The following is a 25,542-nucleotide window of genomic DNA, read 5'->3' as shown; positions in this document are numbered from 1 at the left end:
GAGACGAGGTGACGTCCGGATGTCCCAAACCAAGGCAGAAGCAGCGGTGATGCAGCAGACTGCCGCGAAGTTCGAGCAGGTGGACCAGTCGTTGCAATCCATGCTGACCGGCCTGCTGGCCGAGCTGGAGGTGTTGCAGCAGGCGTGGCGTGGCGCTGGTGGCCGGTCGTTCGAGCAGGTCAAGCAGCAGTGGTCACAGGACCAGACGGCGCTGCACCGCGCGTTGCGCGAGACCGCCGGTGCGATCCGCACCGCCGGTCGGCAATACCACGCGTCCGACGACGAGGTGGCCAGCCGGGTGGCCGGCACCAACCGCGGCGGCATCCAACTGCCGCTCTGATCCCGCTGGGGAGGGAATCCAATGGACAATGGTGTGCTGGTCGTCAACTTCGCCGCGCTGCAGCAGGCCGGCGCTGACATTCAGAAGGCGTTGAACACCCTCGACGCGCAACTCGGCCAACTCGAACGCGACGCCGCCCCGCTGGTGGCGAGCTGGACGGGCGACGCGCGGCAGGCCTACGAGCAGCGGCAGGCGCGGTGGCGTTCGGCCTCGCAGGACCTGCAGGGGATGCTGCGTGACATCAGGTTGGCGGTGAACGACTCCGCCACCGACTACCTGGACACCGAAAAGAAGAACACCGGGCTGTTCCAGTGAGCGATGTGGGTCGGGAGCGCTGACCGTGTCCGGGTCGGCGCCCCGCCCGCCGCCGGTCGGCGGTCAGGGCCGCGCGCGGGCGGGCTCAGGTCGCGCGCCGACGGGCTCAGGTCGTGTGCGGGCGGGCTCAGGTCGGGTCGGCCGGGCGCCAACGTCGACGGACGCCCCGAGGCACCACCAGGGCGAGCAGCGCCACTGTGACCGCCGTGATGCCGGCCACCGCGCCGACCAGCAGGGCTCGGTCCCGTGCGGCAGCCCGGCGGGCCTGGTAGGCGAGCTGCGCCGGGTCGGCCCGGTCGTCGGCGAGGGCGGCGACCGGCCGCGCGCCGGCCGCACGGCCGCCGCTGGTCTCGGTGACCGCCCGGTAGGGGTTCAACACGCCGGCGCCGTACCCGCCGCCCCGGCCCGAGCCCGGAGCTGGATCGGCGGTAGCGATGATCCGCTCCGCCACCTGGGCTGCGGTCAGCTCCGGCCGGTACTGCCGCAGCAACGCGGCGGTGGCGGCCACGAAGGGCGCCGCGTAACTGGTGCCCTCGACCCGATGGTGGCCGGCGCCGGGTGCGGCGGTCAGCACCTCGCTGCCCGGGGCCACGAGGTCGACGTACGGGCCGGTCTGCGAGAACGTCGCCCGCGCGCCGTCCGCCCCGATCGCGCCCACACCGAGCACCCCGTCGTAGCCGGCGGGGAAGGGTCGGGGATCCCCGCTGTCGTGCAGATTGCCGGCGGCGGCCACCAGCACCACGTCCCGGTCGACCGCGTACCGCACGGCCGAACGGACCTCCGGGTCGTCCGCGTACAGGACCACGGACAGGTTCACCACGTCGGCGTCATGGTCGACGGCCCACCGGATGGCCCGGGCGAACTCGTCGGCGCTGACCGTACGCCCCGACTCCCGCCCCTGCACCACCTGCTGCTCACTCACCCGCACCGGCAGGATTCGGGCACCCGGCGCCAGACCGCGGAAGGCGACGTCGGAGCGGGGCGCCGCGGCGATGATGCTCGCCACACCGGTGCCGTGCCCGGCGCAGTCCCGACCGCCGTCCCCGCCGGGGTCGAGCAGGTCCGTGCCGGCCAGCACCCGCCCAACCAGCTGCGGGTGCACGCGGTCAACCCCGGAGTCGACCACCGCGACGGTCACCCCGGCGCCGGTGGCCAGCAACGCGAGCCGCGCCGGGTCGTACCGTTGCTGTGGCCAGGGCCTGGCCGCGACCGGCCGGACGGGGGCGAGTGGTGTCGCGCAGGCCGGTGCCGCCCGCAGCCCGGCGGTGGCGGCGACTGTCGGAAGGGCCGGTACGGTCAACAGGCTGGCGGCCAGACCTGCGAGGACCGGGCGCGTTATCGATCCGGACATCGACACCCTCCGTATCGTATCGGCTCCGGAACGGGATGTTATCGCCTCCTCCTGGCCCTGGCAGGCCGCCGCCGGCCAGCCATTGTGATCTTGGTACCACCTTGTAGGTTGTACGCGATACCTGTGGCCTGTTCTCGGAAGGGGAGGTGGCCGTGACCGCATGGGAGCCGGCCACGGAGGCCGAGGTGGCGATGCGCGACGCGCTGCGCGCCAACGACCAGGAGCTGTACTTCAGGGTCCTGTCCCGCACCGATGTGCTGCTGCCGGTCTCCGCGCCGACGCAGCCCGGCCAGCCACCCGCCGGATGGGGCACCTGGACCACCGGCGGCCGGACCCACGTCCTGGCCTTCACCTCCGCCGCCGCCCTGCGAGCCTGCCTCGGCGATCACGCCGGCAGCAACCGACGCATCCCCTTCGCGGACCTCGCGGCCAGTTGGCCCAACCACGAGTGGTGGCTCGCCGTCAATCCGGGTCTACCGGTCGAGGGTTACCTGCCGGCCTGGTTCGTGTCGCAGCTGTCCCGAGGTGACGTGCGACTGCCCGGCCGCGCCATGGGTGCCCGCGCCCGCCTGGAACGCGCCGAGACGTTGGCCCGCACCCGGCCCGGCATGCCAGCTCGGGACTCCGCGCCAGCCGCCGGATCGCGCCCGGCGACGGGGGCGGCCTCGTCCGGCCCCGATGGTGCTCCGCTCACACCCCACAGGCCCAGCCGGAGCGGTGCCCCCCGAGTGGGTGCCCCGCCGGCACCGGGCCCGGCGCCCCGGCCGCCCGTTCCCGCTGAGCCACCGCGCCGGTCCGGCGACGAGGGCCTGCCCGCCGCCGGTCAGCGGCACCCCACCGAGCCGCCCCGGCCCACACCGGGCGCCGAAGCCCTGCCCCGCACCGGCCGGCAGTCCCGTTTCACCCCGTTGGCGACCGCCGGCCCCACCACCGACCAGGCCGGGCCCGGCGCTGGTTGGCCGGCAGCGACCCGGCCGGGCGACGTCGACGGCCCCGCTCCGGCCAACGGCAACGCCGGCCCCCAGGCCGCGCCTCGGCGCTCCTTCTTCGACCCCAGCCCGACCCGCGACCCGGCCGCGAGTGGGGGACGCCCCGGTGACCGGGCGGCCCCGCCGACCCGGTTCGGGCGAGGCAGCCAGCCCTTTCCTCGCCGCCGTCCGGCCGACGCGCCGGCCGACGAGCCCGCGACGCGAGCCTTTCCGATGGCGGCGGACCCGGCAGCCACCCAGCCGATACGACGGCCAGGAGGTGGCCTCGGCGCGTCCCGCGGGACGGACGCGCCGCCATCCGGCGAGGAGATCACCCAGCCGCTGCCGCCGCGCCGGCACAACCCACTCGCTGAGGAGCCCACCCGCGCGTTCCGGGTGACCGGTGAGCCACCCCTGATCGGTGCGCCCGGGCGGCCATCGGCGGAGGAGACGCAGGCGATTCCCCAGGACCGGCCGGGCCGGTTCGAGCCGACGGAGGATCTGCCGGTGTCAGTCGCGGAACCGGTCTCCGGGCCGCCCGCGCCGCGCCGCGGCTTCACGCCCATCGTCATCGAGGGCACGATCATCGAGTCCCGCGACCTCGCCGACCCGGTCGAGAGCAGCGCGCCGGTCGACGCGCCCCGGCGGCCCAGCCCCGCCGAGGCCGCCCCGCCGCCGTTCGGCTCGACGTCCTCCGACCCGGGCCTGTTCGGCCCGTCGTCCTTCGGTTCCAGCCCGTCCGGGCCCCCGTCGTTCAGCCCCGCTCAGCCGGCCCCGAGCCCATCCGCCCCGCACCCCGTGGTTCCGACAGAGGTCGGCGCAGCCGGCGGTGGCCTGGGCGACCCGCGGATCGACGACCGCGTCGACGCCCCGCTCCAGGACGACCGCGCCGACAGTGCTGTCTCGTCGGCGGGCCCGGCCGGTACGGACCAGGCCGACGGCGAGGGCAGCGGCGCGAGCGTGAGCCCGAGCGACGTTCCGCGCTCGCCGGCCGACGAGCCGGCGCCGGTCGAGTTCGAGCCCGCCAACACGGTCGAGGAGGACCTGCTCAGCGCCGCAGGCTCGGGCAGCACCGACACGTTCCTGTCCACCCTCCTGCTGGCCCGGGTGCTACTGCCGGCGGCACCGGAATCGGTGCGGGGAAGCCGCCCCGGGGATCCCGGCTTCGTCTGGCGTACCGGACAGCTCGACGGCGAGACGTACGTGGTGGTCTACACGTCGTCGGAGCGCCTCGCCGACCATGTCGAGGGGGACGTCGACACGGTCCGGGTGAAGTTCGCCCAGCTGATCCGGCGCTGGCCCGACGAGGACTGGTCGTTCGCCGTCAACCCGGGCACGCCGGTGGGCGCCAAGTTGCCCGGCGAGCAGATCGTCGCGTTGGCCAACTGGGCCGCCGAGGTCGGGCTCGGGGACGACCTGGAAGTGGACCAGGTGGAAGCGCCGGCCGTGGCCGAACCCGCCGCCCGTCCCCGGTACGCCCCAGCGGCGGTCGACCCGACCCGCCCGACGGTCATGCAGAAGGCGATCGCCCCCAGCCAGCTCGCGTACTACCTGGATCGTGGGTACGACAGGGTGTCCGGGTTCGTGCACCGGGCCGGTGAGCTGTCCCACCTGACCACACCGGCTCAGCTGCACGAGGCGCTGGGCCTCAGCTACCCCGGCTCGCCGTTCGCCCCGGACGCCGAGGAGATCTACGTGCTGCGCTGGCCGGCGCACCGGCCGAGTCTCTACCGCATCCCGTACGGCGGTCAGAACGAGCCGGCGATGCGGGCCATGGAGGGCTGGGTCATCGAACGTCCGCCGTTCCGGGGCAACGGCTTCGCCCCGGGTGAGAGCAGCGACGTGGTGGCGGAGTTCAAGGTGGACAGCGCACGGCTGCCGCACGGCGCCCAGCTCTGGCGCATCGGCGCGGACGGCGGCGAGCGGGTGGTCGCGGAGCTGGACACCGACTCGGTCACCTGGCGACGGGTCGGGGAGGCGTGATGCGCGACGGTTACGTGGCTCGTTGGCAGGGCCGGGAATACCAGGCCAGCCCGGACGGCGACGACATCCGCCTCTACCAGCCCGAGCCGGGCGAGGGCTTCGAGGAGGTCCGCGCGGGCCGCTACGTCCGCGTGCTGCCGGCGAGCGAGATCGAGGATCTGGCGTACGTGCGGACCACCTGCACCTGGCAGGGGCAGCCGTTCATCGTGCTCGGCAAGCACGACGCCTGGTTGCGGGTGGAATACACCGGTGGTCGCTGGCCGGTGGCCGAGGCGATGCGACTGGAGGTCTTCGACTTCGGCGTCTACCAGGGTTGGGCGCCGGCCGCCGAGGTCACCGACCTGCGGGAGCAGCGGGTCTGACCGGTCAGGTCTTCGCCCACCGCAGGATCTCGCCGAGCACCAGCTCCGGTGCCTCCAGGTGCGGGAAGTGCCCCACCCCGTCGAGCAGCCGCCACTCGTACGGGGCGACGACGTACCGGCCGGAACCCAGCGCGGTGCGCGGCAGGGAGGCGGTATCCAGGGCACCGTGCAGTTGCAGGGTCGGGGTGGACAGTGGCTTCTGCATCAGGCGGACGAACCGGTAGCCGTGCAGTCGCAGCAGCGAACGGAACGCCCAGCGGTAACCCTCCAGCGCGCAGAACGCGGCCTGCGGTATGCACATCGCCTCCCGGCACCGCTCGGCGTACGCCTCGAAGTCCGGCCCGGCCACCCACTGTGGGCCGCCCCAGCGGCGCATGATCTCGCCGACTGCCGCAGCGCCGTCGCGGGTCAGGACGTGCTCGTAGCGGGGTAGCTGGAACTTCAACGCCGGTGTGGAGGCGGTGAACTGCCCGCGTGGGTCGGCGAAGATGGCGGCGCGCAGTCGCAGTGGGTGCGGCGCCCCCAGCACCACGAGCCGGCGGACCAGGGACGGGTGGAACGACGCCACCGTCCAGGCCACCATGCCGCCGAGGCCGCTGCCGACGATCGTCGCGGATCGTTCACCGAGCGCGCGGATCAGCCCGGCGATGTCGGCGGCGAGGGTGTAGCCGTCGTACCCCCGGGGTGGTTTGTCGCTGGCCCCGTAGCCGCGTAGGTCGACGGCGACCGCCCGGAAGCCGGCGTCGGCGATCGCCGGCAACATCTGGTGCCAGGCCCACCAGTGCTCCGGGAAGCCGTGCAGGAAGAGCACCATCGGCCCGGTGCCGCCCTCGACCACGTGGAACCGGCTGCCGTTGGCGCCGACGAAACGGTGCGTCCACGGCCCCTCGGTGAGGACACAGGACTCGTCGACGGCCCCGCCGCGCTGGTCGGTCATGGCAGACAGCCTAGGACCCGGTTGCCGCGGGCGACCCTGGTGGTCGCGTTGAACAGGGGAAAGCCCCGGGTAGTCCCGGAGCGGGACCGGGGTCCGGCGGGCGGAACCAGCGGCACAAGGGCCGGACAAAGGGCGACGCCCCGGGCAGATGACCTGCCCGGGGCGTCGCTGGTTGGTGCGGGATCAGTGGTCAGCTGACCCGGATCTTCATCGAGGTGCCGTCCTGCTCCAGAACCTTGATCTTGACACCGGCCGCGGGGAGCTTGACGCCGTGGTTCGGCAGCTCCTCGTAGAAGTACTTCTTGGTGTCGTCGAACAGCGGCTCGGCAGCCTGGCCACGGATGTACTGCGGCTGGCTGTTGAGGTGCAGGGTGAACGAGTCGGCCTTGTTCAGGCTGAACGGTGCGTCGTACATCTGGACGCGGGCCCGCCACGGAGCGCCGGTCAGGTTGTAGATCGGGCGCGGGTGCGCGTCGATGTACAGGTTGCGACCCTCACCGGGGTGACCACCCGGGTTGGTCGGGGATGCCGGGGCGGTGTTGTTGTCGTCCCAGCGGGTGTTCCAGTACGAGATGAGCAGGCCCTCCTGGTACGCGTAGTGGTCCACCCAGTCCGGGCGGGTGTTCGCGTAGCCGAAGAAGTACGGGCCGGTCTTCAGGTACTTGTCGTACGAGACGTACGAGCGGTTGCCGGCGATGTAGAAGTTGTCGAACTCGTCGGTGTACGTGGCACCGACGACCTCCCAATCCTCGAGCGCCCAACCCGCGTCGGTCTCGGCACCGTCGCTGAGCACGGTCTGGCCGTCGGCGGTCACGGTGATCGCGTCGCCGAAGAAACCGCCCTCGGACACGCCACCGTCGGTGACGTAGTGCAGGCGGACCTGCGCCACCTTGCCGGCCAGCGTGTTCAGCGGAATGTTGATGTCCGCCCAGGCGCCGTTGCTGCTGCCATCGAGGGCGGGGCGGCCGGCGCCGTCGACGCCGATCGGCTGGCCGTTGACGGTGCCGTCCAGGTCGGTCCAGGTCTGACCACCGTCGGTCGACGCCTCGAAGTAGAGGTAGTCGTAGGTCTCCTCGATGCTGTACTTGCCCTTGAGCGACAGCGCCGCCGCGGACTTACCGGTGAGGTCGAACGTCCTCGTCATGGTGCCGTCGAGGTTGTCCTTGTTGCCGGAGAAGTACTGCTTCGAGCCCTCGAACGGCGCGCCGTAGTTGAAGGTGTACTCCCGCTTCGGCAGCACGACCACGACGGCCTGTGCCTTCTTCGAGTTGTACTCCTGCGGGCCGAGCTCCATCGTGCGCTTCTGCCCCGCCACGACAACCTCGTAGTCGAGCCAGCCGAGCTGGAACTTGTTCCATGCCCCGAGGTCGCCGCCACGGTCGCCGATGCCGGCGTCGTTCTTGGCGCCGAGCCGGCTCTGGGCCATCAGGGTCCAGTGCTCGTTGCTGTTGTCCGCCGGGCCGTAGTCGTCCGGCAGGCCCAGGTCGTGGCCGTACTCGTGGTAGAAGACGCTGCGGCCGCCGTTTTCCGGCTGGATCGTGTAGTCGCGGATCCAGACGCCGGTGTTGCCGATCTGGGTGCCGCCGATCGGGAAGTTCGGCGGGCCGACGGGCGAGCTGTTGAACGCCGACCAACGGTGGCTCCAGATCGCGTCCTCACCCTGCTGCGGGTCACCGTCGGCCTGGTCGCCGCCGGAGTGGACGATCTGGAAGTGGTCGATGTAGCCGTCCGACTCGTTGAAGTCGCCGTCACCGTCGTAGTCGAAGCGGTCCCACTGGTCGAAGGACTTCATCTCGGCGGTGATCTGCGCGTCCGTCCGGCCCTTGGCCTTCTGGTCGGCGACCCACTGGGTGGCGGCGTCGGCGATCAGGTTCCAGGTGTTCGGGCAGACGTTGTCGGCGCAGACGGCGGGGTCGCCGGTCGGGTCGTCGTCGGCCTTCGGGTCGTCGGAGCGACCGTAGCGGGCCTCGTTGTACTTGACCTTGACCCAGTCGGTCACCTCACCCTCGACGGTGTAGCGACCCGAGGACTGGGCCTCGTAGTACTGCTTGAGCGACTCGTCGCCCGGGTTGGTGCCGAAGTAGAGCTGGCGGAAGTGCTCCGGGCTGAAGTCCGGTTGCCAGATGGTGGAGTTGTCCACGGCCCGGTTGGGCTCGGGGATCTTGTTGTGCAGCGGTCCCTCGAACGTCGCCGGTCCGGCGACGTCCGGGTTCATGTCCTTGTCCGGGTAGGACGGGTGCCGCTCGTCACCGAACTCGGCCAGGATCACGAAGATCTTGTCGGTCCGCTCACGCTTGAGCTCGACGTACTGATCCCTGGTCTGCGCGGCGGCGCCGGCGCGCGCGCGGGCGTTGGCGCCCGTTCCGCCCGCCTTGCCGACCTCGCCGACCTTGACAACAGTGCTTCCGTTGCGCTCGATCGGCTTGCTGCGACCGGTCAGCACGTCGCTGAGACCCTGCTGACGCAGCGCGCGGCGCTTCTCCTCGAGCTTGTCGGGGAGCTCATCCTGCAGTGACTGCGGTTCGGCAGCGGCCGGTGCTGCTGCCGGCAGTTTGGGCTGAGGCGCCGCCGAGGCGGACGGGCCGAAAGCCAGGCCTGTCGCCGTCAGTGAGAGCCCGAGCAGACCCACTGCGACTTTGCGCACGTGGTACCTCCGGTGTGAGGGAACCGGCCCAACGGGGGTACAGGCCGGTGGGAGATCGATCCCACTAGTGGGACCATTGGTGAACATAGTTACTGGCGGGACGGGTGGGAAGACGAACGCGTCGATTTGTTGCAAGATTTTGTTGGGAATGCTTTTCACCGTCACACCCCGCCGGTTCATCAGCCCCGCTGACCAGCGCGGCCCCGGACGCGAACGTATACAACGACATTTTTCGATCAAGCTTTGCGCACATACGACAGTGGGGCCGGCAGCGTCTCCGCCACCGGCCCCACCGTCAGTTCGCGATCCGTGAAACCGTTACTTCTTGGCCGGGGTCACGTAGATCATGGCCGACGAGTTGTCCCCGGCAGCCTTCTTGATCGTCAGCGAGACGCCGTAGTTCACGCCCTGGTCGCCGGGGTTTCCGGTGCCCAGCACGATCGCGCCACCGCCCAGGGTCACGCCGTAGAAATCCGGCGCCGGGCTACCGTCCGGGTTGGTGACCCGGGTGGTGTACGGCGCGTTGTCACGCGACGGCAGGACCACCGACGCGTCGTTGTCCCGGGCGTAGGCAGCACCATCGCGCATCTCGATGCCCGGGTACCAGCCCTTGGCGTCGGTGAACGACTTCACCGGCGGCAGTCCCTTGAACTTCGTGCAGTACGCGCTGTACGGCTCGTCCGCCGCCTCCAGGCACTCCGTGAACGGGTACGTCCGGTTCAACGTGAAGGCCGCGTTCGAGGACTGCGGGCGGCTCGGCAGGTTGTCCGTCACCGACGGGTCCTTCACGGCCGCCTCACCGGTGCGCCGCAACGGGTCGAAGTGCGAGTCGACGATGAGCAACCCGCCCTTCGCGCCGTAGCTGGGCAGCGAGGTCATCTGCCCGGTGACGTGGTTGACGTCGCCGAGCGCGGTGTCCCGGTACCAGACCAGCATGCCCGGGGCGTTGTAGGAGATCCGGTCGACTTTCCACGCCTCGTGCGAGTAGATGGTGTCGTAGGCGTACTTCAGGCCCTTGTCGAAGCCGTCGAAGTTGCGCCACTCCGCCAGGTAGTACTGGGCGTGCACCTCGGTGCCGCTGGAGACCTTCCAGCCGCCACCGGTGGTGTCGACGAAGGTGCCGCCGGTGGCCGTCCAGCCGTTGTCGCCGCCCTCGACGTCGTCACTCCAGGTGGTGGCGCCGCCGCCGGTGACCGAGAAGTCGTCGACGAACCAGTTGCGCTCCTCGAACGCCTCGTCGGTGGCCAGGCGCAGCCGCACCTGGACCGTCGTGCCGGCGTACGCCGACAGGTCGACGTAGTCGTGCCGCCAGCCGTCGGTGCTGCCGGTCAGGCCGTACTTCTTGCCGCCGAAGTCGTTCATGCGGCCGTTCGGGTCCGGGTAGCCGTCCGGCGTGGTGACCACCGTGCCGCCCTCGTCGTACACCTTCTGCTCGGTCCAGGTCGTACCGCCGTCGGTGGAAAGCTCCACGAAGCCGTAGTCCCAGTCCTCCTCGATGATGTAGTTGTTCCACATCCAGAACTTCGAGTCGGCAGCCGCCGGCACGTCGACCGAGCGGCTCAGCTTGACGTCGGCCCACTCCTGGTCGTTGTTGCTGTGCCACATCTTCGTGCCGCTGTGCGGGGTCGCCAGCGTCGTCACCTTGTCCGGCAGGTCGACCTTGATGCCGTCCTCGGAGTCGATCGGGGTGCGCGACGTCTGGCCGAGCTTCACCTCGCGCGGGTTCGACCCGGGGCGGATGGTCAGCGGGTCGGCCCAACCGAGCACCCACTTGTCCCAGATGCCCATGTGCGTCGGCAACGCCTGGAAGATCTCACCTGAGTGCGAGCCCGAGGCCATCAGGTCCCAGAAGTCCACGTCGGAGTCGGCGTTGCCGGACGTGTCGTAGAGGTCCGGCAGACCCAGGTCGTGGCCGAACTCGTGGGCGAAGACGCCGACGCCGGCGTCCTCCGGCTGCACGATGTAGTTCGACGCCTTCAGGTTGGTGCCCGGGATGGTGTAACCACCGGCAACCGTGGAGGAGTGCGCCCACACGGCGTACACGCCCTCGGCGCCGCCACCGCGGGACTTGCCCTGACCGGCGTGCACCAGCACGAGGTGGTCGATCACGCCGTCCGGCTCGAAGACGTTGCCGTCACCGTCGCGGTCGGCCTGGTCCTCGATGTCGTAGTCGGCCCACGGGAAGGTCGGGTCCTTCGCGACGAGCGCGTCGATCGCGTCGGTCGCCAGGCGGCCCGCGCCGGCCGGGTTGTCCGGGTGGCCGTTCATCGACTGCTCACGGCCGGGAACCCACGCGCCGGTCTCGTCCTGGAAGCAGCGGTTGGCCGCGTACCAGCCCTCCGAGTGCGGCACGGTGATCCACGGGCTGGCCTGCCCGTCCACCGTGTACGCGTTCTTGGACATCTCCAGGTACATGTTGTGCATGGTGCGACCGGACAGGTCGATGCCCTTCTTGCCGTCCGGGCCCTTCAGGTCCGTACGGACCCGCTCGGTGATGCCCTTCTTGCTGTAGAGCATCTTGTTGTAGTGCTGCGGCGAGAAGTCCGGCACCCACATCGAGTTGTTGTCCTCGTGGGGCAGGCGCGCCGGGTCCGGGATCTTGTTGTGCTTCGGGCCGTTCTGGACCGTGCCGGGGACGCAGGTGCGGTCCTCGAACACCGTCTTGGGGACCATCACGCCGGTGAAGTCGTCGTTGGCCTTGTCGTTGAACTCCACCAGCAGCGTCAGCAGCTTCGCCGTCTGGGTGGTCGGGGCCTTCTTGAACTTGCGGGGGTTCTGGCCCGTCTTCAGCGACTTGGCCTCGTCCTTGGCCAACTGCCGTGCGGTCACCGGGTTGCCCCGGGCGTGCTTCTGGTCGAACGCGCGGGCGGACTCCGCGGCAGGGGTGTAGATGCCACCCTTGCCCTTCACCTCACGGCCGGTGGTGTCCGGCTGCACCTCGGGCTCGGCGTAGTTGATGTAGTGCTCGTCGGCCCCGATCACCGCCAGAGGGGTGCCGGACGGCGACTGGGCCGCCGCGCTACCGCTCACGGTCAGTGACGTGGCCGCGAGGGCGATGGCGGGCAGCGCGACGAGTAGTCGTCGGCGCGCCCTGGACTGCGGTTTGTGGTTCATGCCGCTCCGTTTCTCGGGCATGGGGAGGAGGACGTTGGCGTGGCCGACCATCGAAGCGATGTGTGTCGAACTCTTCCAACCTGCGTGAACCTAAAGCACAACCGGCCGAAAGGACAGAGGTGATCTATGCCTGTGCCCGTTCAGCTTCTCCCGACTCCCCCGACCGACCGATGTGACAGTGGCGAGGCGGCACGAACCGTACCCGTAAGACATGACGGAGGGTGGCGGTCCGCACGGACCACCACCCTCCGATGAGTACGCCTACCGTCAGTCCTCGTCGGACTTCGTACCGCTCATCCCCGAGGAGATCAGGTCCATCACCGAGGAGTCCTGCAACGTGGTCACGTCGCCCAGCGACCGGTTCTCCGCCACGTCCCGCAGCAACCGGCGCATGATCTTTCCGGAGCGGGTCTTCGGCAGCTCCGGCACCAGCATGATCTGCCGCGGCTTGGCGATCGGGCCGAGCGTCTTCGACACGTGGTTGCGCAGGTCGGCGATGAGCTGCTCGCCCGCCGCACCGGCGATGTCAGTGCTGCCCCGTGGAATGGCGAACGCGACGATCGCCTGACCGGTGGTCGGGTCGGTCGCGCCGACGACAGCCGCCTCGGCCACCGACGGGTGCGACACCAACGCCGACTCCACCTCGGTCGTCGAGATGTTGTGCCCGGACACCAGCATCACGTCGTCCACCCGGCCGAGCAGCCAGATGTGCCCGTCGTCGTCCTTCTTCGCACCGTCGCCGGCGAAGTACATGCCCGGGAAACGCGACCAGTACGTGTCGATGAACCGGTCGTCGTCACCCCAGATGGTGCGCAGCATCGACGGCCACGGCTCGCGCAGCACCAGGTAGCCGCCACCACCGTTCGGCACCGACTGGCCCTGGTCGTCCACCACGTCGGCCACGATGCCCGGCAGCGGCGCCATCGCCGAACCCGGCTTGGCCGCCGTCACCCCCGGCAACGGCGAGATCATGATCGCGCCCGTCTCGGTCTGCCACCAGGTGTCCACCACCGGCAGCTCGCCCCGGCCGATGTGCTGCCGGTACCACATCCAGGCCTCCGGGTTGATCGGCTCGCCGACGCTGCCCAGCAGGCGCAGCGACGACAGGTCGAAGTCCGCCGGGATGTCGTCGCCCCACTTCATCATCGTCCGGATCAGGGTGGGAGCGGTGTAGAGGATGCTCACCCGGTACTTGTCGATGATCTCCCAGAACCGGCCCTTGTGCGGCGTGTCCGGGGTGCCCTCGTACATCACCTGGGTGGCGCCGTTGGAGAGCGGGCCGTACACGATGTAGGAGTGCCCGGTGACCCAGCCGATGTCGGCCGTGCACCAGTAGACGTCAGTCTCCGGCTTCAGGTCGAACACCGCGTGCGTCGTGTACGACGCCTGGGTGAGGTAGCCGCCGGTGGTGTGCAGGATGCCCTTCGGGCGGGCCGTGGTGCCACTGGTGTAGAGGATGAACAGCGGGTGCTCGGCGTCGAACGGCTGCGCGGTGTGCTCGGCCGACGCGGTCTCCACCGTCTCGTGCCACCAGTGGTCCTTGTCGGACCACGCCACGTCCTCGCCGGTACGGCGAACCACGAGCACGTGCTCCACCGACGGGGAGTTCGCCACCGCCTCGTCCACAGTGGGCTTCAACGCCGACGGCTTGCCCCGCCGGTAACCGCCATCCGCGGTGATCACCACCTTGGCGCTGGCGTCCTGGATCCGGTTGCTCAACGAGTCGGCCGAGAAGCCACCGAAGACCACACTGTGCGCGGCGCCGATCCGGGCGCAGGCCAGCATGGCCACCGCAGCCTCCGGGATCATCGGCAGGTAGATCGCCACCCGGTCGCCGGCGGTCACCCCCAGGTCGGTGAGCGCGTTCGCCGCCCGGCAGGTCAGCTCGTGCAGGTCCGCGTACGTGATGGTGCGGGTGTCGCCCGGCTCGCCCTCCCAGTGGATCGCCACCTTGTCGCCCCGGCCCGCCTCGACGTGGCGGTCCAGGCAGTTGTACGCGACGTTGAGCTGCCCACCCACGAACCACTTCGCGAACGGCGGGTTCGACCAGTCGAGCACCTCATCCCACTTCTTCGACCAGGCCAGCCGATCGGCCTGCTTCGCCCAGAAGGCCAGCCGGTCGGCCTCCGCCTCGGCGTACGCGTCGATGGTGACGTTGGCGTGCGCGGCGAGTTCGGCCGGCGGGGGGAACTGGCGCGTCTCGTTCAGCAGATTGGCCAATGCCTCGCTCATGCCGTGACTCCTCATCCTCGGGGTGACCTGGGTCTCGATGGCACGAGGGTAGTCGCGGGGCCCGCGACCGGCCACGGCTGCCCACCGCCTCGCGCCGAGTGGCCCCCGCCGCGCGCCCGACGGCCCGTCCCCGCCGGTTCGCCCCCCGGGTCGGGTGGTCCGGGTCGCGTTGCCGGCGGGTGCGGCCCGCCACGCCAGGCCGGGTCGTTAGCGTGGCGGGGTGACCACCGACCCGCTCGCCCCGCTGCTCGCGCTCGCCGACATCACCGCCGCCGTCGAGCAGGCCCGCGCGCGGTTCGACCAGGCGCTCGGGCACCGGGCGCTGCGCCGGCACGGTGGACAGGTAGCCGCCGAGGTCAGCCTCCGCTCCGCGGTGGCCAGCGCGGCCCTCGAGGGAGCCGGGCACGAGCGTGAGGCGGTCCGGGCCGGCACCGTCACCGACCCGGTGCTCCAGGGGGCGCTGCGGGTCGCCGGAGCGCTGCCGGGCCTGAGTGAGCTGTGGCCGAAGGCGCCCCGCCAGGCCCTCGCGAAACTGCACGTGCTCGCCGCCCGGGACCTGGTGTCGGAGGCCGAGCTGGGCCGCCCGGTCGCCGACCCGGTGGTCGCCACCCGGCTGGACGGGCTGGCCGGCCTCGTCGCCGGCGGCACGAAGGTCTCCCCGCTGGTGCTCGCCGCTGTCGTACACGGGGAGTTGCTGAACCTGCGCCCGTTCGCCGGGCCGTCCGGCGTGGTCGCCCGTGGGGCCGCCCGGCTGGTGCTGCTCGCCAGTGGCCTCGACCCGCGTGGCCTGCTCCCCGTCGACGTGGGGCACCGCGAGCGGGAACCCGAGTACGTCGGCGCGGCCGGCGCCTTCGCCACCGGTACCCCGGACGGGCTGCGCTCCTGGCTACGCCACTACATGGCCGCCGTCGAGGTCGGCACCGACCAGCTCACCGCCATCGGAGACGAGATCCTCGCCGCCGCCTGAGCGGTCGGTTGGGTGGGATCAGGCAGTGGTGGCGGCTCGGGTACGACGGTGCCGGCCGTACCAGGCGATGCCGATCGCCACGCCCACCCCGACCCCCAGGGCCGCCGCGGCCACCGGGACCGCAGGACGTTCCCGCAGCCGCCGGCCCAGCGGAATCGGGTGCCGGAACTCCAGCACCGGCCACGCGTTCTCCGAGGCCAGCTTGCGTAGCTGCCGGTCCGGGTTGACCACACTCGGGTGGCCCACGCACTCCAGCAACGGACGATCGCTGTACGAGTCGGAGTAGGCGTACGAATCAGCCAGGTCGTAGTCCCGGGCGGCGGCCAACTCGCTGACGGCCTCGACCTTGCTCGGACCGGCCGCGTAGAACTCGACCTCGCCGCTGTACCGGCCGTCCCGCACCGTCATCCGAGTGGCGATCACGTCGGTCACCCCGAGCAGCTCGCCGATCGGCCGGACCATCTCCTCGCCGGACGCCGACACCAGCACCACGTCCCGCCCAGCCGCCTGGTGCTCCTCGATCAGGGCGGCGGCTTCGGCGTACACGTAGGGGTTGATCAGCTCGTGCAGCGTCTCCGCGACGATCTGGCGGACCTGCTCCACCTGCCAGCCCTTGCAGAGCGCAGCCAGGTAGTCCCGTGTTCGGGCCATGGTCTGCTCGTCGGTGCCGCCCAGCCGGAACATCAGCTGCGCGTACGCCGACTTGACCACGTCACGCCGGGTGATCAGCCCATCCCGGTAGAACGGACGACCGAACGCCAGGGCGCTCGACTTGGCGATGACGGTCTTGTCCAGATCGAAGAAAGCGGCACTTCGGCCCACGGCGCGAAAGTCTAGCCGGATGGTCTATCGTCGGCGGGTGCCCGGGGTCATGCCACCCCTCAGACCTGCGGGCTCTCCGCTCCGCGTGATCACGCTCACACTCTGCGAGGAGATTTTCGCAGTGAGTGGAGGCAGCGCCACTCGACGTGACGGGCGCGCTCAGGCAGACTTGTCCGTACGACGAGCTTTCACATCCTCGAAACAGGCAGACCCTCAGCGGTTGCACCCCCCGTGACCGCTGAGTGGTTCGGCTCGACCCCCCCGGAGCCGAACCTCCGACGACCCCCGTCTCCCCCCGACGGGGGTCGTCCCTTTCTGCTGGAAACGCTCCACCGCAGAAGCGCGAGCCGCCCGGCAGTCGGTGTGGCCCCACGGCTCGGTGCGCGACACACCTCCGCAACGTGCGGCACCCTCGGTTGTTGAAGCGGTCTGGCGATGTGCGGGACCGCTCGGGTGGGTCCCCTCCCCAGCTCGTCGCGGACGGTGCGACCGCCGCCTGCCGTGTAATTTGCCAATCGGGACGAGCTGAGGAGGTAACTCGTGGCTGCTGGCGGCTTCTCGTCGAAACGGCTGGCTCGGCTGCAAGGGTTGCTTGAGCACCACGTCGAGTCCGGCTTCGTCCCGGGCATGGTGGTCGTCCTCGCCCGCCACGGCGAGGTGCACATCGAGGCGACGGGTCATCTCGCGTTCGAGGGCCGCGGGTCGCAGACCCCGATGGCGATCGACACGATCTGTCGCCTGGGCTCGATGTCGAAGCCGATCGTCGCCGCGTGTGCGATGACCCTCGTCGAGGACTGCACCCTCCGCCTCGACGACCCGGTCGACGATCTCCTCCCGGAGTTGGCCAACATGACAGTGCTCGCCGATCCCCAGAGCCCACTGGACGACACCGTCCCGGCGGAACGCCCGATAACGCTGCGGGACGTCCTGGACGGCACCCTTGGTACCGGCATGGTCCCCGCCGAGCCGGGAACGGTCCCGATCGCCGACGCGCTGAACGCACTCGAATATCCGTCGCCGGACGAGTGGATCCGCCAGCTCGGTGACCTCCCGCTCGTGCACCAGCCAGGTGAGCGCTGGATGTACGACACCGCCGCCAACGTGACAGGTGTTCTCATCTCCCGAGCGACCGGCATGTCCTTCGGCGATGCCGTGCGTGAGCGGGTGTGCAAGCCGCTGGGAATGGCCGACACCGCCTTCAGCGTGGGTAGCGAGAGCATCGGCCGGTTCGCGACGGCGTACGAGCAGGACAACGCCGCGACCGGCGAGCCGGTTGTCGAGGACGCCCCCGACGGGCGGTTCAGTCGACCGCGGCTGTTCGAGTCCGGTGGCGGTGGGCTCGTGTCGACCGCCCAGGACTACCTCGCCTTCGCGTCGGCTCTGCTCGCCGGCGGCGCCCACCGCGGCGAGCGGGTGCTGTCGCGGCCTGCGGTGACGCTGATGACGAGCGACCACCTGACTCCGACCCAGAAGGCCATCTCCGGGTTCTGGCCCGGGTACTTCGACGCCATCGGTTGGGGTTTTGGAATGTCGGTCCGGACCCGGCGTACACACCTCGGGCCCTCCGTCCGCAGCTACGGATGGCCCGGCTTCTACGGCACCGCCTGGTACAACGATCCCGCCGAGGACCTCACCACGATCGTCTTCATGCAGCGGGCGCACGCGGGCGACCAGCGGCTGCCGTTGTGGCACGACTTCTGGACCACCGTGTACCAGGCAATCGACGACTGACCGCAGCGTTCGTTTCCCGGTGGGCAGCACCCGCCCTCGGCCGCGCGGTAATCCCGGGTCCCTCAGCGACACAAGCCACTGTGAGAGTCGCCGAGGCAATGGGGGTTCGGGTGGGTCCACCGAAGAAGCGGGACGAGGGCTGGTTCACCAGCCTCTACGCCGCCGAGTACGAGCACATAGTCCGGTACGGCCTGCGCCGGCTTGCTGACCGGGATGCCTCGGCGGAGCTTGCCCAGGAGGTCTTCGTCGTCGCCTGGCGTCGCCGCGCCGAGGTGCCGGACCGCAGCCTGCCCTGGCTGTACGGGGTGGCCCGGCGCCTGCTGGCGAACCAGTGGCGGTCGCGGCGTGCCGCCCCGGACCTCCTCTCGATCACCGATGTCGGCCTCGAGCGACTGGCCGGATCGTCGGGTGCCGACACGACAGTCGGGGTCGCCGACGTCCGGGCCGCTCTGGCCACCCTCAACGACCTCGACCAGGAAATCCTCCGGTTGGTCGGCTGGGAGGAGCTGACGGTCTCCGAGGCGGCAAAGGTTCTCGGCTGCGCCGGGGCGACCGCCGCAGTGCGCCTGCATCGCGCTCGCCGTCGTCTTGCCGAAGCAATGTCGGACCGGCCCGCGCCGACCCGGCGTCGACCGGTGTTGGTGACAATTCGAGAGGATCTGTGATGTTCGGAGCAGAGCGCACCCGTACTCTTCTAGGCCCGGCCGACCCGGCCCGGAACGCCGCCGTCGGGTCACCGCTGGTCTCGGCGCGCGAGCTGATCGAACGCGCCAGCGCTACCGAAACGGTCGGCGAGCGTCGTCGCGTACGCCCGACCCGGCGGTTGGTCCTGGCGGCCGGGACGTTGGCGGTCGCGGTCGGTGCCGTGGCGGTGCTCGAGCCGTTCGGCGAGGGGGCACCGGACACTCCGGCCGAGCCGCCGGCGGCAGCGGGGTTGGTGCTGGTGCCGGTCGCGTACCAGTTCGACGCGGATCCGCCGGCCGCCGGCCCGCAGCTACGCATGCTGGCCAACAAGATCAAAGACGCGGCGTACGACAGCCAGAGCGGGCGCTACATGTATCACCACACCAAGGTGTGGGGCGAACCAGTGGAGACGTCTGCCGACGGTCGCCACCACGTGGCCTTTGCCAGCGAGACGAAGATCTGGCAGGCCCTCGACGGGACCGGTAACCAGATCAGGACCCAACTGGAGCCGCAGTACCCCGACCAGGAGTCTCGGGACTACTGGCAGCGCGAGAGCATCGGGCGACCAGCAGCCACCGGCACCCCCGCGCCGGACGTCATTCCGCTGCCGCCCGAGGAGCTCAAGCCGCCGTCGGCCGACCCGTCCGAGCTGCGGGAGCGGCTGAAGGTCGAGTACGGCGCGGGGGCGGCGAGCAAGTGGGTCGGCACGCTCTACGCGCGGTACGTCGTGCCGCGTGCGACCCGAGCTGCGGTCCTGCGGGTTCTCGCCGACGTGCCCGGCTTCCGCTGGCGGGGGCAGGTCACGGACCGTGCCGGCCGCAAAGGCGTCGCCGTCACCTTCGATGACCGCGAACACGACCAGCAATCTCTTCTGGTCTTCGATCCGAGGACGGGTGAATTGCTCGCCGCTGAGCTGTTGACGCTGTCGCCAGTGCGGATCAGCTCGTACAAGGTGATCCTCGATGCGACCTGGACAAATCAGCCCGGCTGACCACCGACTCGCGGGGCCGCTCCTTTCGGGAGCGGCCCCGCTGTTTTTGGCTCCGCGGCGCCAGCTGCGGATTTGCCCGTGCCCGTAGCAGATCAGCTGTCTCGGCGGGCGTTTTCCACAGCCCACCAGGTTGTCCACAGGCGACGACATCCGGGCGGCCTGCGGGGCGGATTCCGAGCACTGTCGGCGGCATACCCGAGCCCGACCGCTGGAGGCCGCGATGCCACCCCGTACCACGGTTCCGCCGATCCGCCGGCTTCCGCTGGTCGTCACCGGCGACGACGATCTGCTCGATGACGTGCTCCGGCTCGCCGCCGTCGGCGGCACCGAGGTGGAGTTGGCCCGCGACCCAGCGGCTGCCCGTACCCGGTGGCTTCCCGCGCCCCTGGTGTTGCTCGGCGCCGACCAGGCGCAGGCGTGCCTGCGCGCCCGGTTGCCGCAGCGGCCCCGGCTGGTGCTGCTCGGTCGGGCCGGTCAGCTCGACCCCGGCTGGCAGATCGCCGAGCTGATCGGGGCCGAGCACGTCGCCACGCTGCCCGCCGCGGAGCCATGGCTGGTGGATCGGTTCGCCGAGCATGATCCGGATCGTCCGGCCGGCGTCGGCGCCCGGGTCGTCGCGGTCCTCGGGGGTCGGGGCGGTGCGGGCGCGAGTGTGCTCGCCGGTGGTCTTGCGGTGACCGCCGCGCGGGCCCGGCTGCGCACCCTCCTGGTCGACGCCGACCCGCTCGGTGGTGGCCTCGACCTCGTGCTGGGCTGGGAGCAGTTGGAAGGCCTGCGCTGGCCGTCGCTCACCAGCGCCGACGGGCGGGTGGACGCCCCGGCGCTGGTGCAGGCCCTGCCCAGCCGGGGTGACCTCGTGGTGCTCTCCTGGGACCGCGGCGAAATGCTGACGTTGCCGGCGACGGCGATGGCAGCGACTGTCGACGCGGCCCGGCGTGGGCGGGACTTCGTGGTGATCGACCTGCCCCGGCAGTTGGACGATGCGGCAGTGGTGGCGCTGCAAGCCGCCGACCAGGCGTTCGTCGTCGTGCCGGCCGAGTTGCGCGCCACCGCTGCGGCCACTCGGGTGGTGGCCGCGGCCGCCCCGCACTGCGCTGCGCTCTCGGTGGTGGTGCGCGGGCCTGCGCCCGGGCGGTTGCGGGCGTCCGAGGTGGCACGCGCGCTGGGCCTCCCGTTGGCCGGCACGCTGCGCCCCGAGCCGGGGCTCTGCCGTGGGCTGGAACGCGGCGAGGCGCCGGCCGCCGGGGGCAAGGGCCCACTGGCCGCGCTCTGCCAACGGATCGTCACCGACCTCACCGGCGTGCCGGCTGCGGGTGCGGCATGACCGCCGGGCCGGAGGACGGCACCCTCGCCGCCCGGGTACGGCAGCGGATCGCCGCCGCCACCACCCCGGTCACCGCGGCGGCCATCGTTTCTGCGGTACGGGCCGAGCCCGCCGCCGCAGTGCTCGGTGACACCGCCATGCTGCGGATCGCTGACCGGGTGCGCGACGACCTCGTCGGCGCCGGGCCGTTGGCGCCGCTGCTCGCTGACCCGGAGGTCACCGACGTCCTCGTCAACGGTGCCCGGGTCTGGGTCGACCGCGGGTCGGGGCTGCACCAGGTCGCTGTCCCGGTGGGCTCGGTGGAGGACGTCCGCCGGTTGGCGCAGCGGCTGATCGCCAGCGCGGGGCGGCGGCTCGACGACGGCTCCCCGTACGCGGACGCGCGGCTTCCCGACGGCACCCGGCTGCACGCCGTGCTGCCGCCGGTGGCGACCGAAGGTCCCTACCTGTCGCTGCGGACCTTCCGGCACCGGCCGTTCACCCTCGACGAGTTGGTGCGCCAGGGGACCGTGCCGCGACCGCTGGCGCCACTGCTCGCCGCAGTCGTGGCGGCCCGGCTGGCGTACCTGGTCACCGGGGGCACCGGGTCGGGCAAGACGACACTGCTCAACACCCTGCTGGGGATGGTGCCGGCGACCGAACGGATCGTGCTGGTGGAGGACGCCGCCGAGCTGCGTCCGGGGCATCCGCACGTGGTGGGGCTCCAGGCGCGTACCGCCAATGTGGAGGGAACGGGCGTCGTCAGCCTGGCGGACCTGGTCCGGCAGGCGTTGCGGATGCGCCCGGACCGGCTGGTGGTCGGGGAGTGCCGGGGCGGTGAGGTGGTCGACCTGCTGGCCGCGCTCAACACCGGCCACGACGGGGGTGCCGGCACCCTGCACGCCAACACACCGTCGGACGTGCCGGCCCGGTTGGAGGCCCTGGGCATGTTGGGTGGGCTGCCGCGCGCCGCGCTGCACGCCCAGGTGGCCGCCGCGTTGCAGGTGCTGTTCCAGGTGCGACGCAGCGACCGGGGTCGCGTCCTGGAGTCGGTCTGCCTGCTGCTGCCCGAGGGGCCCGAACGGCTGGTGACAGTGGTGCCCGCCTGGGTACGCGGCAGTGGGCTCGGGCTCGCCGCCCGTGCCCTCGGGGCGCTGCTGCGGGAGCGTGGGGTGGCGGTGCCGCCCATCCTCAGCGAGCCGTGGCCCGGATCGGCGGGTCCGGCATGACCGGCGAGACGATGCTGGCGGCGGCGCTGCTCCTGGTCGCCGCTGCCCTGGTGGCGTGGCCCGTGCGGAGCATCCGGGCCCGTCGACGTCGCGTGCTGGCACCGGGACGGAGGGCCGGCGGTGCCGATCCGGATGAGGCCCTGGTCCAGTGGATCAGGGAACTCGGTCGCACGCCGGACGGGCCGGTCGACGGCACTGGCGTCGCCCCGACCAAGGGTCATCAGGTCGGCATCGCGTTCGAGTCGGCGACTACTGCGGGCGCCGACGGAAGACGGACGGCACTCGGCTGGCCCGACCGGGACGTCAGTCGCAGCCCGAGGTGGCCGGGAGCGGCAGACGGGTTCACTCGTCCGGAGGGCCCCACGCGCCCGCCGGCCCGTCGGGATCCCCGACGCCCGACCGGCACCGCCCGCCCGGAAGCGGCCCCCACCATGCTCGACGCCGAACAGCGGCCGGGGGCATCGGCGGCCACGACCACGATCGGTGTCAGTGGCGTGGACACTTCCGGCCGGAACGTCGTCTCCGGCCCGGCAACCGCAGGTGGGCGCGGCGACTTGGACGCCGGCTGTCGGGGCGACACGTCTGCCGGGGCAACGGCCGACGGGTGCGCGATCGTCGATTGTCGCGCCCACGGGCGCGTCGGCCCGATTGACAGAAAACCGGGTACGCCTCCGTCGGTGCGCATCTCGCGATCGGCGACCCGCGTGCTGCCTGTGGTCGGCCTGCTCGGTGGCGGTGTGGGCGCCGTGGTCGGCGGTCCGGTGGCCGCGGTCGCGATGGCCGGCTACGGCACGTTGGCCGTGCGCGCCGCCTTGCGTTGGCGAGTGAACCGGAGCACCGAGCGGGACCGTCGACGTGGCCTGGACCAGCTCTGTGGCCTCGCGGCGGACCTGCGGGCCGGCCTGCCCGTCCCACACGCGCTCGACGTCACGGCCGTCGAGAGTGACGGGGCGAGCCGCCTACGTCAGCTGACCTCGGCGGCGGTGCGCTTGGCCGACCGGACCGGTGCGCCGCTGGCGGAGCTCCTGGAACGGATCGAGGCGGACGCTCGGGCAACCGACCGTGGTCTGGCCGCTGCGGCGGCTCAGGCGGCCGGTGCGCGGGCCACGGCCTGGCTACTGGCGGCCCTGCCGATTGGCGGGATCGGATTGGGGTACGGCATCGGCGTCGACCCCATGGCGGTGCTCCTGCACAGCCCTATCGGCGGTGCTAGCGCAGTTGTCGCGGTTGCACTTCAGGTCGTGGGCCTCCTCTGGGCGGAACGGCTGGGCGCGACACCGGGACGAGCCGGATGACGCCCCGCGGCCCAGCCGGCCAGCCCGACTCAGCCGGCCGACGCAGCGCCGCCGGCCAACGCAGCTCGGGGAGCCAACGCAGCTCGGGGAGCCAACGCAGCTGGGCCGGCCAGCGCAGCCCAGCCGGCCGGCCCAGCTCAACGAGCCAAACCAGCGCGGCGAGCCAGCCCAGCTCGACCAGGCGGCGGCGACCGGACGTGATCCGGCTCGTGGCGGTGTTGGCTGGGCTCGCGGTAGCCATCGTCGTCGAGGGTTGGCTCGGGCTGCTCGGCGCTCTTCCGGCCGCGTTCCTGCTCGATGTTCTGTTGCGGCGGATCGAGTCGCCCGCTGTACGTAGGCGGCGGCAACAGGAGGCCGCCGACCTACCGCTCGCCGCCGACCTGCTGGCCGCGGCGATGCGGGCGGGCGCGCCGGTGGATCGCTCGGTGCTGGCCGTCGCCGAGGCACTGGACGGGCCGCTCGCCGACCGGCTGGCCCGTGTTGGCCGCACGCTGCTGCTTGGTGGTGGCCCAGCGGAGGCATGGTCCGCGCTGGACGGCGTGCCAGGCGCGGAGCGCCTGACCGCGGCGGCGCTGCGTTCGGCCAACAGTGGTGCCGCCCTGGCCGGTGCGCTGACCCGGCTCGCCGACGACCTGCGCGCCGACCGGGCCACCGCTGCTGAGGCATCGGCCCGCCGGGCGGGTGTCCTCATCGTTCTGCCGCTGGGGCTGTGCTTCCTGCCGGCGTTCATTCTCGCCGGACTCGTGCCGGTGATCGTCGCCGTCCTCGGCGATGTGCTCTGACCCATCGAGAAGGGAAACAGTCATGCGCAAACTCATCGCTCGCCTGCGCGGCGATGCCGGAATGAACACGGCCGAGTACGCCGTGGGCACTCTCGCCGCCGTCGCCTTCGCCGGGATCCTGTTGAAGGTGCTGACCTCCGGCAACGTCCAGTCGGCGCTGACCGCCGTCATCGACCGGGCACTGAAGTGATCGAGCGCCGGCGGGTCGGCCGCGATTCAGGGTCGAGCGTCCCCGGGCTGGCGGCACGCGGCGGGCGGGGACCTCGCGTCCTCGCGCGGACCGTTGGCGGGGACCGGGGGTCCTTCACCGCCGAACTGGCGGCCGGCCTGCCGGCGCTGCTTCTGCTCCTGCTGGCCGGCCTGACCGCTGTCAACGCCGTCAGCGTGCAGGCGGGTTGCCTGCACGCGGCCCGGGAGGCGGCGCTCGCCGCAGCCCGGGGCGCGGACGGCAGCGCGGAGGGTGGCCGGGCGGCGCCGCCGGGGGCGGCGGTGTCGGTGTCCGTCGACGGCGACCGGGTGCAGGCGACGGTACGGGCACCCGTCCGGACACTGGGCGCCCGGCTACCACGAATCACAGTGGTCGCCACCGCCGTCGCCGCCGTCGAACCGGGCGCACACGAGGGGAGTTGGTAGTGCGAAGAGATCCGTCACCCCGCTCCGGCCGACAACCGGCTGCCGGAGGGATCGTCGCTGGCCGGTCGGACCGGCAGCGAGGTGGCGCGACGGTCCTGCTGCTGGCGATGGGGCTCGTCTTCGTGGTGTTCGGGACGTTCGGCGCCGCCATCGTCGCCGCCGGAATGGCGAGTCAGCGGGCGGCGGTAGCAGCCGACCTAGGCGCGCTGGCCGGGGCAGCCCGAGCGCTCGACGGCGACGCGGTGGCCTGCGCGTCCGCCGCCGACCTCGCCGGTCGCAACGATGGCCGGCTGGTCGGCTGCCACCTCGACGGGTTGGACGTGCAGGTGACGGTCGAGGTGGCGTTCACGCCACTACCCGGCCTGACCCGGGTAGCCGCGGCGAGCGCCCGCGCCGGCCCGGTGCGGGGCTGACCCCTGCGGCGGCGTCACTGCTCAGCGCCGCCTCCGGCGGGGTGCGGGCAGCCCAGGCGTGCCCTGTGGTCGGGCGCGGCGTGCGCAGGGCGCGGCGTGCGCAGGGCGCGGCCTGTGGCGTTCCGGAATTGACTCGCGTTGCGGCACTAGGCGCAGGTACGGGCCAGCGCCTGGTCGAAGGTGCCAGGGGCCCTGGTGGGATTGGTTGGGTGCTCTGGAGCTGAATCGGTTACGACATCAAGGGTGATGCGTTTACGACATCAGCTCCAAAGGGGGACCGGACCCGTCAGGGCTCCGAGTCACCAACGGAGCGCCGCCCGAGAGCGCCGCCCGACGGCCTACCGGCCCGACGGCCTGCCGGCCCGACGACCTACCGGCCCGACGGCCTACCGGCGCGACGGCCTGCCGGCCCGACGGCCCGACGGCCTGCCGGCCGGGGATCGCGG

The 25,542-nt window shown here is 71.6% G+C and carries 20 protein-coding genes and 1 pseudogene; 15 read left to right on the top strand and 6 right to left on the bottom strand.

Annotated elements, in window-relative coordinates; translation table 11 throughout:
• Window positions 1-19: 19 nt before the first annotated feature.
• Window positions 20-340: a WXG100 family type VII secretion target gene (locus tag OG992_RS19085; protein WP_238684790.1), complete on the top strand. Its 321-nt coding sequence runs from the start codon at window positions 20-22 to the stop codon at window positions 338-340.
• Window positions 341-361: 21 nt separating this feature from the next.
• The gene (locus OG992_RS19080; RefSeq protein WP_238684789.1) at window positions 362-655 is read left to right on the top strand and encodes a WXG100 family type VII secretion target; all 294 of its coding nucleotides are present in this window, start codon (window positions 362-364) and stop codon (window positions 653-655) included.
• Between the two features lie 127 nt (window positions 656-782).
• On the opposite strand, the gene mycP is transcribed toward OG992_RS19080, so the two are convergent.
• On the bottom strand, window positions 783-2,006 hold the full coding sequence (mycP, locus tag OG992_RS19075; RefSeq protein ID WP_266303940.1) for a type VII secretion-associated serine protease mycosin: 1,224 nt from the start codon (window positions 2,004-2,006) through the stop codon (window positions 783-785).
• 152 nt (window positions 2,007-2,158) lie between these two features.
• Here mycP and OG992_RS19070 point away from each other — a divergent pair, with 152 nt between their 5' ends.
• Both OG992_RS19070 and OG992_RS19065 read left to right on the top strand, forming a co-directional pair.
• Window positions 2,159-4,957 carry an SseB family protein gene (locus OG992_RS19070; protein ID WP_266303939.1) on the top strand — a complete coding sequence of 933 codons (2,799 nt, stop codon included), beginning with the start codon at window positions 2,159-2,161 and terminating at the stop codon, window positions 4,955-4,957.
• Window positions 4,954-5,319: a hypothetical protein gene (locus OG992_RS19065; RefSeq protein ID WP_266303938.1), complete on the top strand. Its 366-nt coding sequence runs from the start codon at window positions 4,954-4,956 to the stop codon at window positions 5,317-5,319. Before OG992_RS19070 ends, OG992_RS19065 begins: the two co-directional genes overlap by 4 nt.
• Before the next feature lie 4 nt (window positions 5,320-5,323).
• Here OG992_RS19065 and OG992_RS19060 read toward each other — a convergent pair whose 3' ends face one another.
• The 4 genes from OG992_RS19060 to acs form a co-directional block, all read right to left on the bottom strand.
• Window positions 5,324-6,256 (bottom strand): alpha/beta fold hydrolase, encoded by a 933-nt coding sequence (locus OG992_RS19060; protein ID WP_112638703.1) that lies wholly within the window; start codon window positions 6,254-6,256, stop codon window positions 5,324-5,326.
• A gap of 190 nt (window positions 6,257-6,446) precedes the next feature.
• On the bottom strand, window positions 6,447-8,885 hold the full coding sequence (locus tag OG992_RS19055; protein WP_238684822.1) for an immune inhibitor A domain-containing protein: 2,439 nt from the start codon (window positions 8,883-8,885) through the stop codon (window positions 6,447-6,449).
• Window positions 8,886-9,218: 333 nt separating this feature from the next.
• A complete protein-coding gene (locus tag OG992_RS19050; RefSeq protein ID WP_266303937.1) occupies window positions 9,219-12,014 on the bottom strand; it encodes an immune inhibitor A domain-containing protein in 2,796 nt (931 codons plus the stop codon).
• 267 nt (window positions 12,015-12,281) lie between these two features.
• Window positions 12,282-14,246, bottom strand: a complete 1,965-nt coding sequence (gene acs / locus OG992_RS19045) for an acetate--CoA ligase (protein WP_266303936.1) — start codon at window positions 14,244-14,246, stop codon at window positions 12,282-12,284.
• Between the two features lie 220 nt (window positions 14,247-14,466).
• Here acs and OG992_RS19040 point away from each other — a divergent pair, with 220 nt between their 5' ends.
• Window positions 14,467-15,213 (top strand): oxidoreductase, encoded by a 747-nt coding sequence (locus tag OG992_RS19040; RefSeq protein WP_112585724.1) that lies wholly within the window; start codon window positions 14,467-14,469, stop codon window positions 15,211-15,213.
• Between the two features lie 18 nt (window positions 15,214-15,231).
• On the opposite strand, the gene OG992_RS19035 is transcribed toward OG992_RS19040, so the two are convergent.
• Window positions 15,232-16,035, bottom strand: coding sequence for an HAD family phosphatase (locus OG992_RS19035; RefSeq protein ID WP_030486293.1), 804 nt, complete (start codon window positions 16,033-16,035; stop codon window positions 15,232-15,234).
• A gap of 540 nt (window positions 16,036-16,575) precedes the next feature.
• Here OG992_RS19035 and OG992_RS19030 point away from each other — a divergent pair.
• From OG992_RS19030 to OG992_RS18985, 10 genes and pseudogenes are all read left to right on the top strand, one after another.
• Complete coding sequence (locus OG992_RS19030; RefSeq protein ID WP_266303935.1) at window positions 16,576-17,766, top strand: serine hydrolase; 1,191 nt, start codon at window positions 16,576-16,578, stop codon at window positions 17,764-17,766.
• 110 nt (window positions 17,767-17,876) lie between these two features.
• Entirely contained in the window at window positions 17,877-18,431 is a 555-nt protein-coding gene (locus tag OG992_RS19025) for an RNA polymerase sigma factor (RefSeq protein ID WP_266303934.1), read from the top strand.
• On the top strand, window positions 18,431-19,441 hold the full coding sequence (locus tag OG992_RS19020; protein ID WP_266303933.1) for a CU044_5270 family protein: 1,011 nt from the start codon (window positions 18,431-18,433) through the stop codon (window positions 19,439-19,441). The genes OG992_RS19025 and OG992_RS19020 overlap by 1 nt, the downstream gene beginning before the upstream one ends.
• Window positions 19,442-19,661: 220 nt before the next feature.
• Window positions 19,662-20,765, top strand: a complete 1,104-nt coding sequence (gene ssd, locus OG992_RS19015; RefSeq protein ID WP_266303932.1) for a septum site-determining protein Ssd — start codon at window positions 19,662-19,664, stop codon at window positions 20,763-20,765.
• Window positions 20,762-21,973, top strand: a complete 1,212-nt coding sequence (locus tag OG992_RS19010) for a TadA family conjugal transfer-associated ATPase (RefSeq protein ID WP_266303931.1) — start codon at window positions 20,762-20,764, stop codon at window positions 21,971-21,973. Before ssd ends, OG992_RS19010 begins: the two co-directional genes overlap by 4 nt.
• 701 nt (window positions 21,974-22,674) lie before the next feature.
• A pseudogene (locus OG992_RS19005) lies at window positions 22,675-23,268 on the top strand (hypothetical protein); the annotation flags it as partial.
• Window positions 23,269-23,465: 197 nt separating this feature from the next.
• Window positions 23,466-24,050: a type II secretion system F family protein gene (locus OG992_RS19000; RefSeq protein WP_266303930.1), complete on the top strand. Its 585-nt coding sequence runs from the start codon at window positions 23,466-23,468 to the stop codon at window positions 24,048-24,050.
• 22 nt (window positions 24,051-24,072) lie between these two features.
• Window positions 24,073-24,240, top strand: a complete 168-nt coding sequence (locus OG992_RS18995; protein ID WP_081883916.1) for a DUF4244 domain-containing protein — start codon at window positions 24,073-24,075, stop codon at window positions 24,238-24,240.
• Window positions 24,241-24,287: 47 nt separating this feature from the next.
• On the top strand, window positions 24,288-24,683 hold the full coding sequence (locus OG992_RS18990) for a TadE family type IV pilus minor pilin (protein WP_266305232.1): 396 nt from the start codon (window positions 24,288-24,290) through the stop codon (window positions 24,681-24,683).
• Window positions 24,684-24,733: 50 nt separating this feature from the next.
• A complete protein-coding gene (locus OG992_RS18985) occupies window positions 24,734-25,096 on the top strand; it encodes an Rv3654c family TadE-like protein (protein ID WP_266305231.1) in 363 nt (120 codons plus the stop codon).
• The last annotated feature ends 446 nt before the right edge of the window (window positions 25,097-25,542 follow it).

Origin of the sequence: Micromonospora sp. NBC_00362 (assembly GCF_026342155.1) — a bacterium.
Taxonomy (GTDB): Bacteria; Actinomycetota; Actinomycetes; order Mycobacteriales; family Micromonosporaceae; genus Micromonospora; species Micromonospora hortensis.
This window is presented reverse-complemented; position numbering and strand designations above follow the sequence as displayed.

Excerpts from the sequence above, each read along its gene's own strand:
- OG992_RS19085 (WP_238684790.1), top strand. The coding sequence starts at position 20 with ATGTCCCAAACCAAGGCAGAAGCAGCGGTGATGCAGCAGACTGCCGCG.
- OG992_RS19080 (WP_238684789.1), top strand. The coding sequence starts at position 362 with ATGGACAATGGTGTGCTGGTCGTCAACTTCGCCGCGCTGCAGCAGGCC.
- mycP (WP_266303940.1), bottom strand. The coding sequence starts at position 2,006 with ATGTCCGGATCGATAACGCGCCCGGTCCTCGCAGGTCTGGCCGCCAGC.
- OG992_RS19060 (WP_112638703.1), bottom strand. The coding sequence starts at position 6,256 with ATGACCGACCAGCGCGGCGGGGCCGTCGACGAGTCCTGTGTCCTCACC.
- OG992_RS19050 (WP_266303937.1), bottom strand. The coding sequence starts at position 12,014 with ATGAACCACAAACCGCAGTCCAGGGCGCGCCGACGACTACTCGTCGCG.
- acs (WP_266303936.1), bottom strand. The coding sequence starts at position 14,246 with ATGAGCGAGGCATTGGCCAATCTGCTGAACGAGACGCGCCAGTTCCCC.
- OG992_RS19020 (WP_266303933.1), top strand. The coding sequence starts at position 18,431 with ATGTTCGGAGCAGAGCGCACCCGTACTCTTCTAGGCCCGGCCGACCCG.
- ssd (WP_266303932.1), top strand. The coding sequence starts at position 19,662 with ATGCCACCCCGTACCACGGTTCCGCCGATCCGCCGGCTTCCGCTGGTC.
- OG992_RS19010 (WP_266303931.1), top strand. The coding sequence starts at position 20,762 with ATGACCGCCGGGCCGGAGGACGGCACCCTCGCCGCCCGGGTACGGCAG.
- OG992_RS18995 (WP_081883916.1), top strand. The coding sequence starts at position 24,073 with ATGCGCAAACTCATCGCTCGCCTGCGCGGCGATGCCGGAATGAACACG.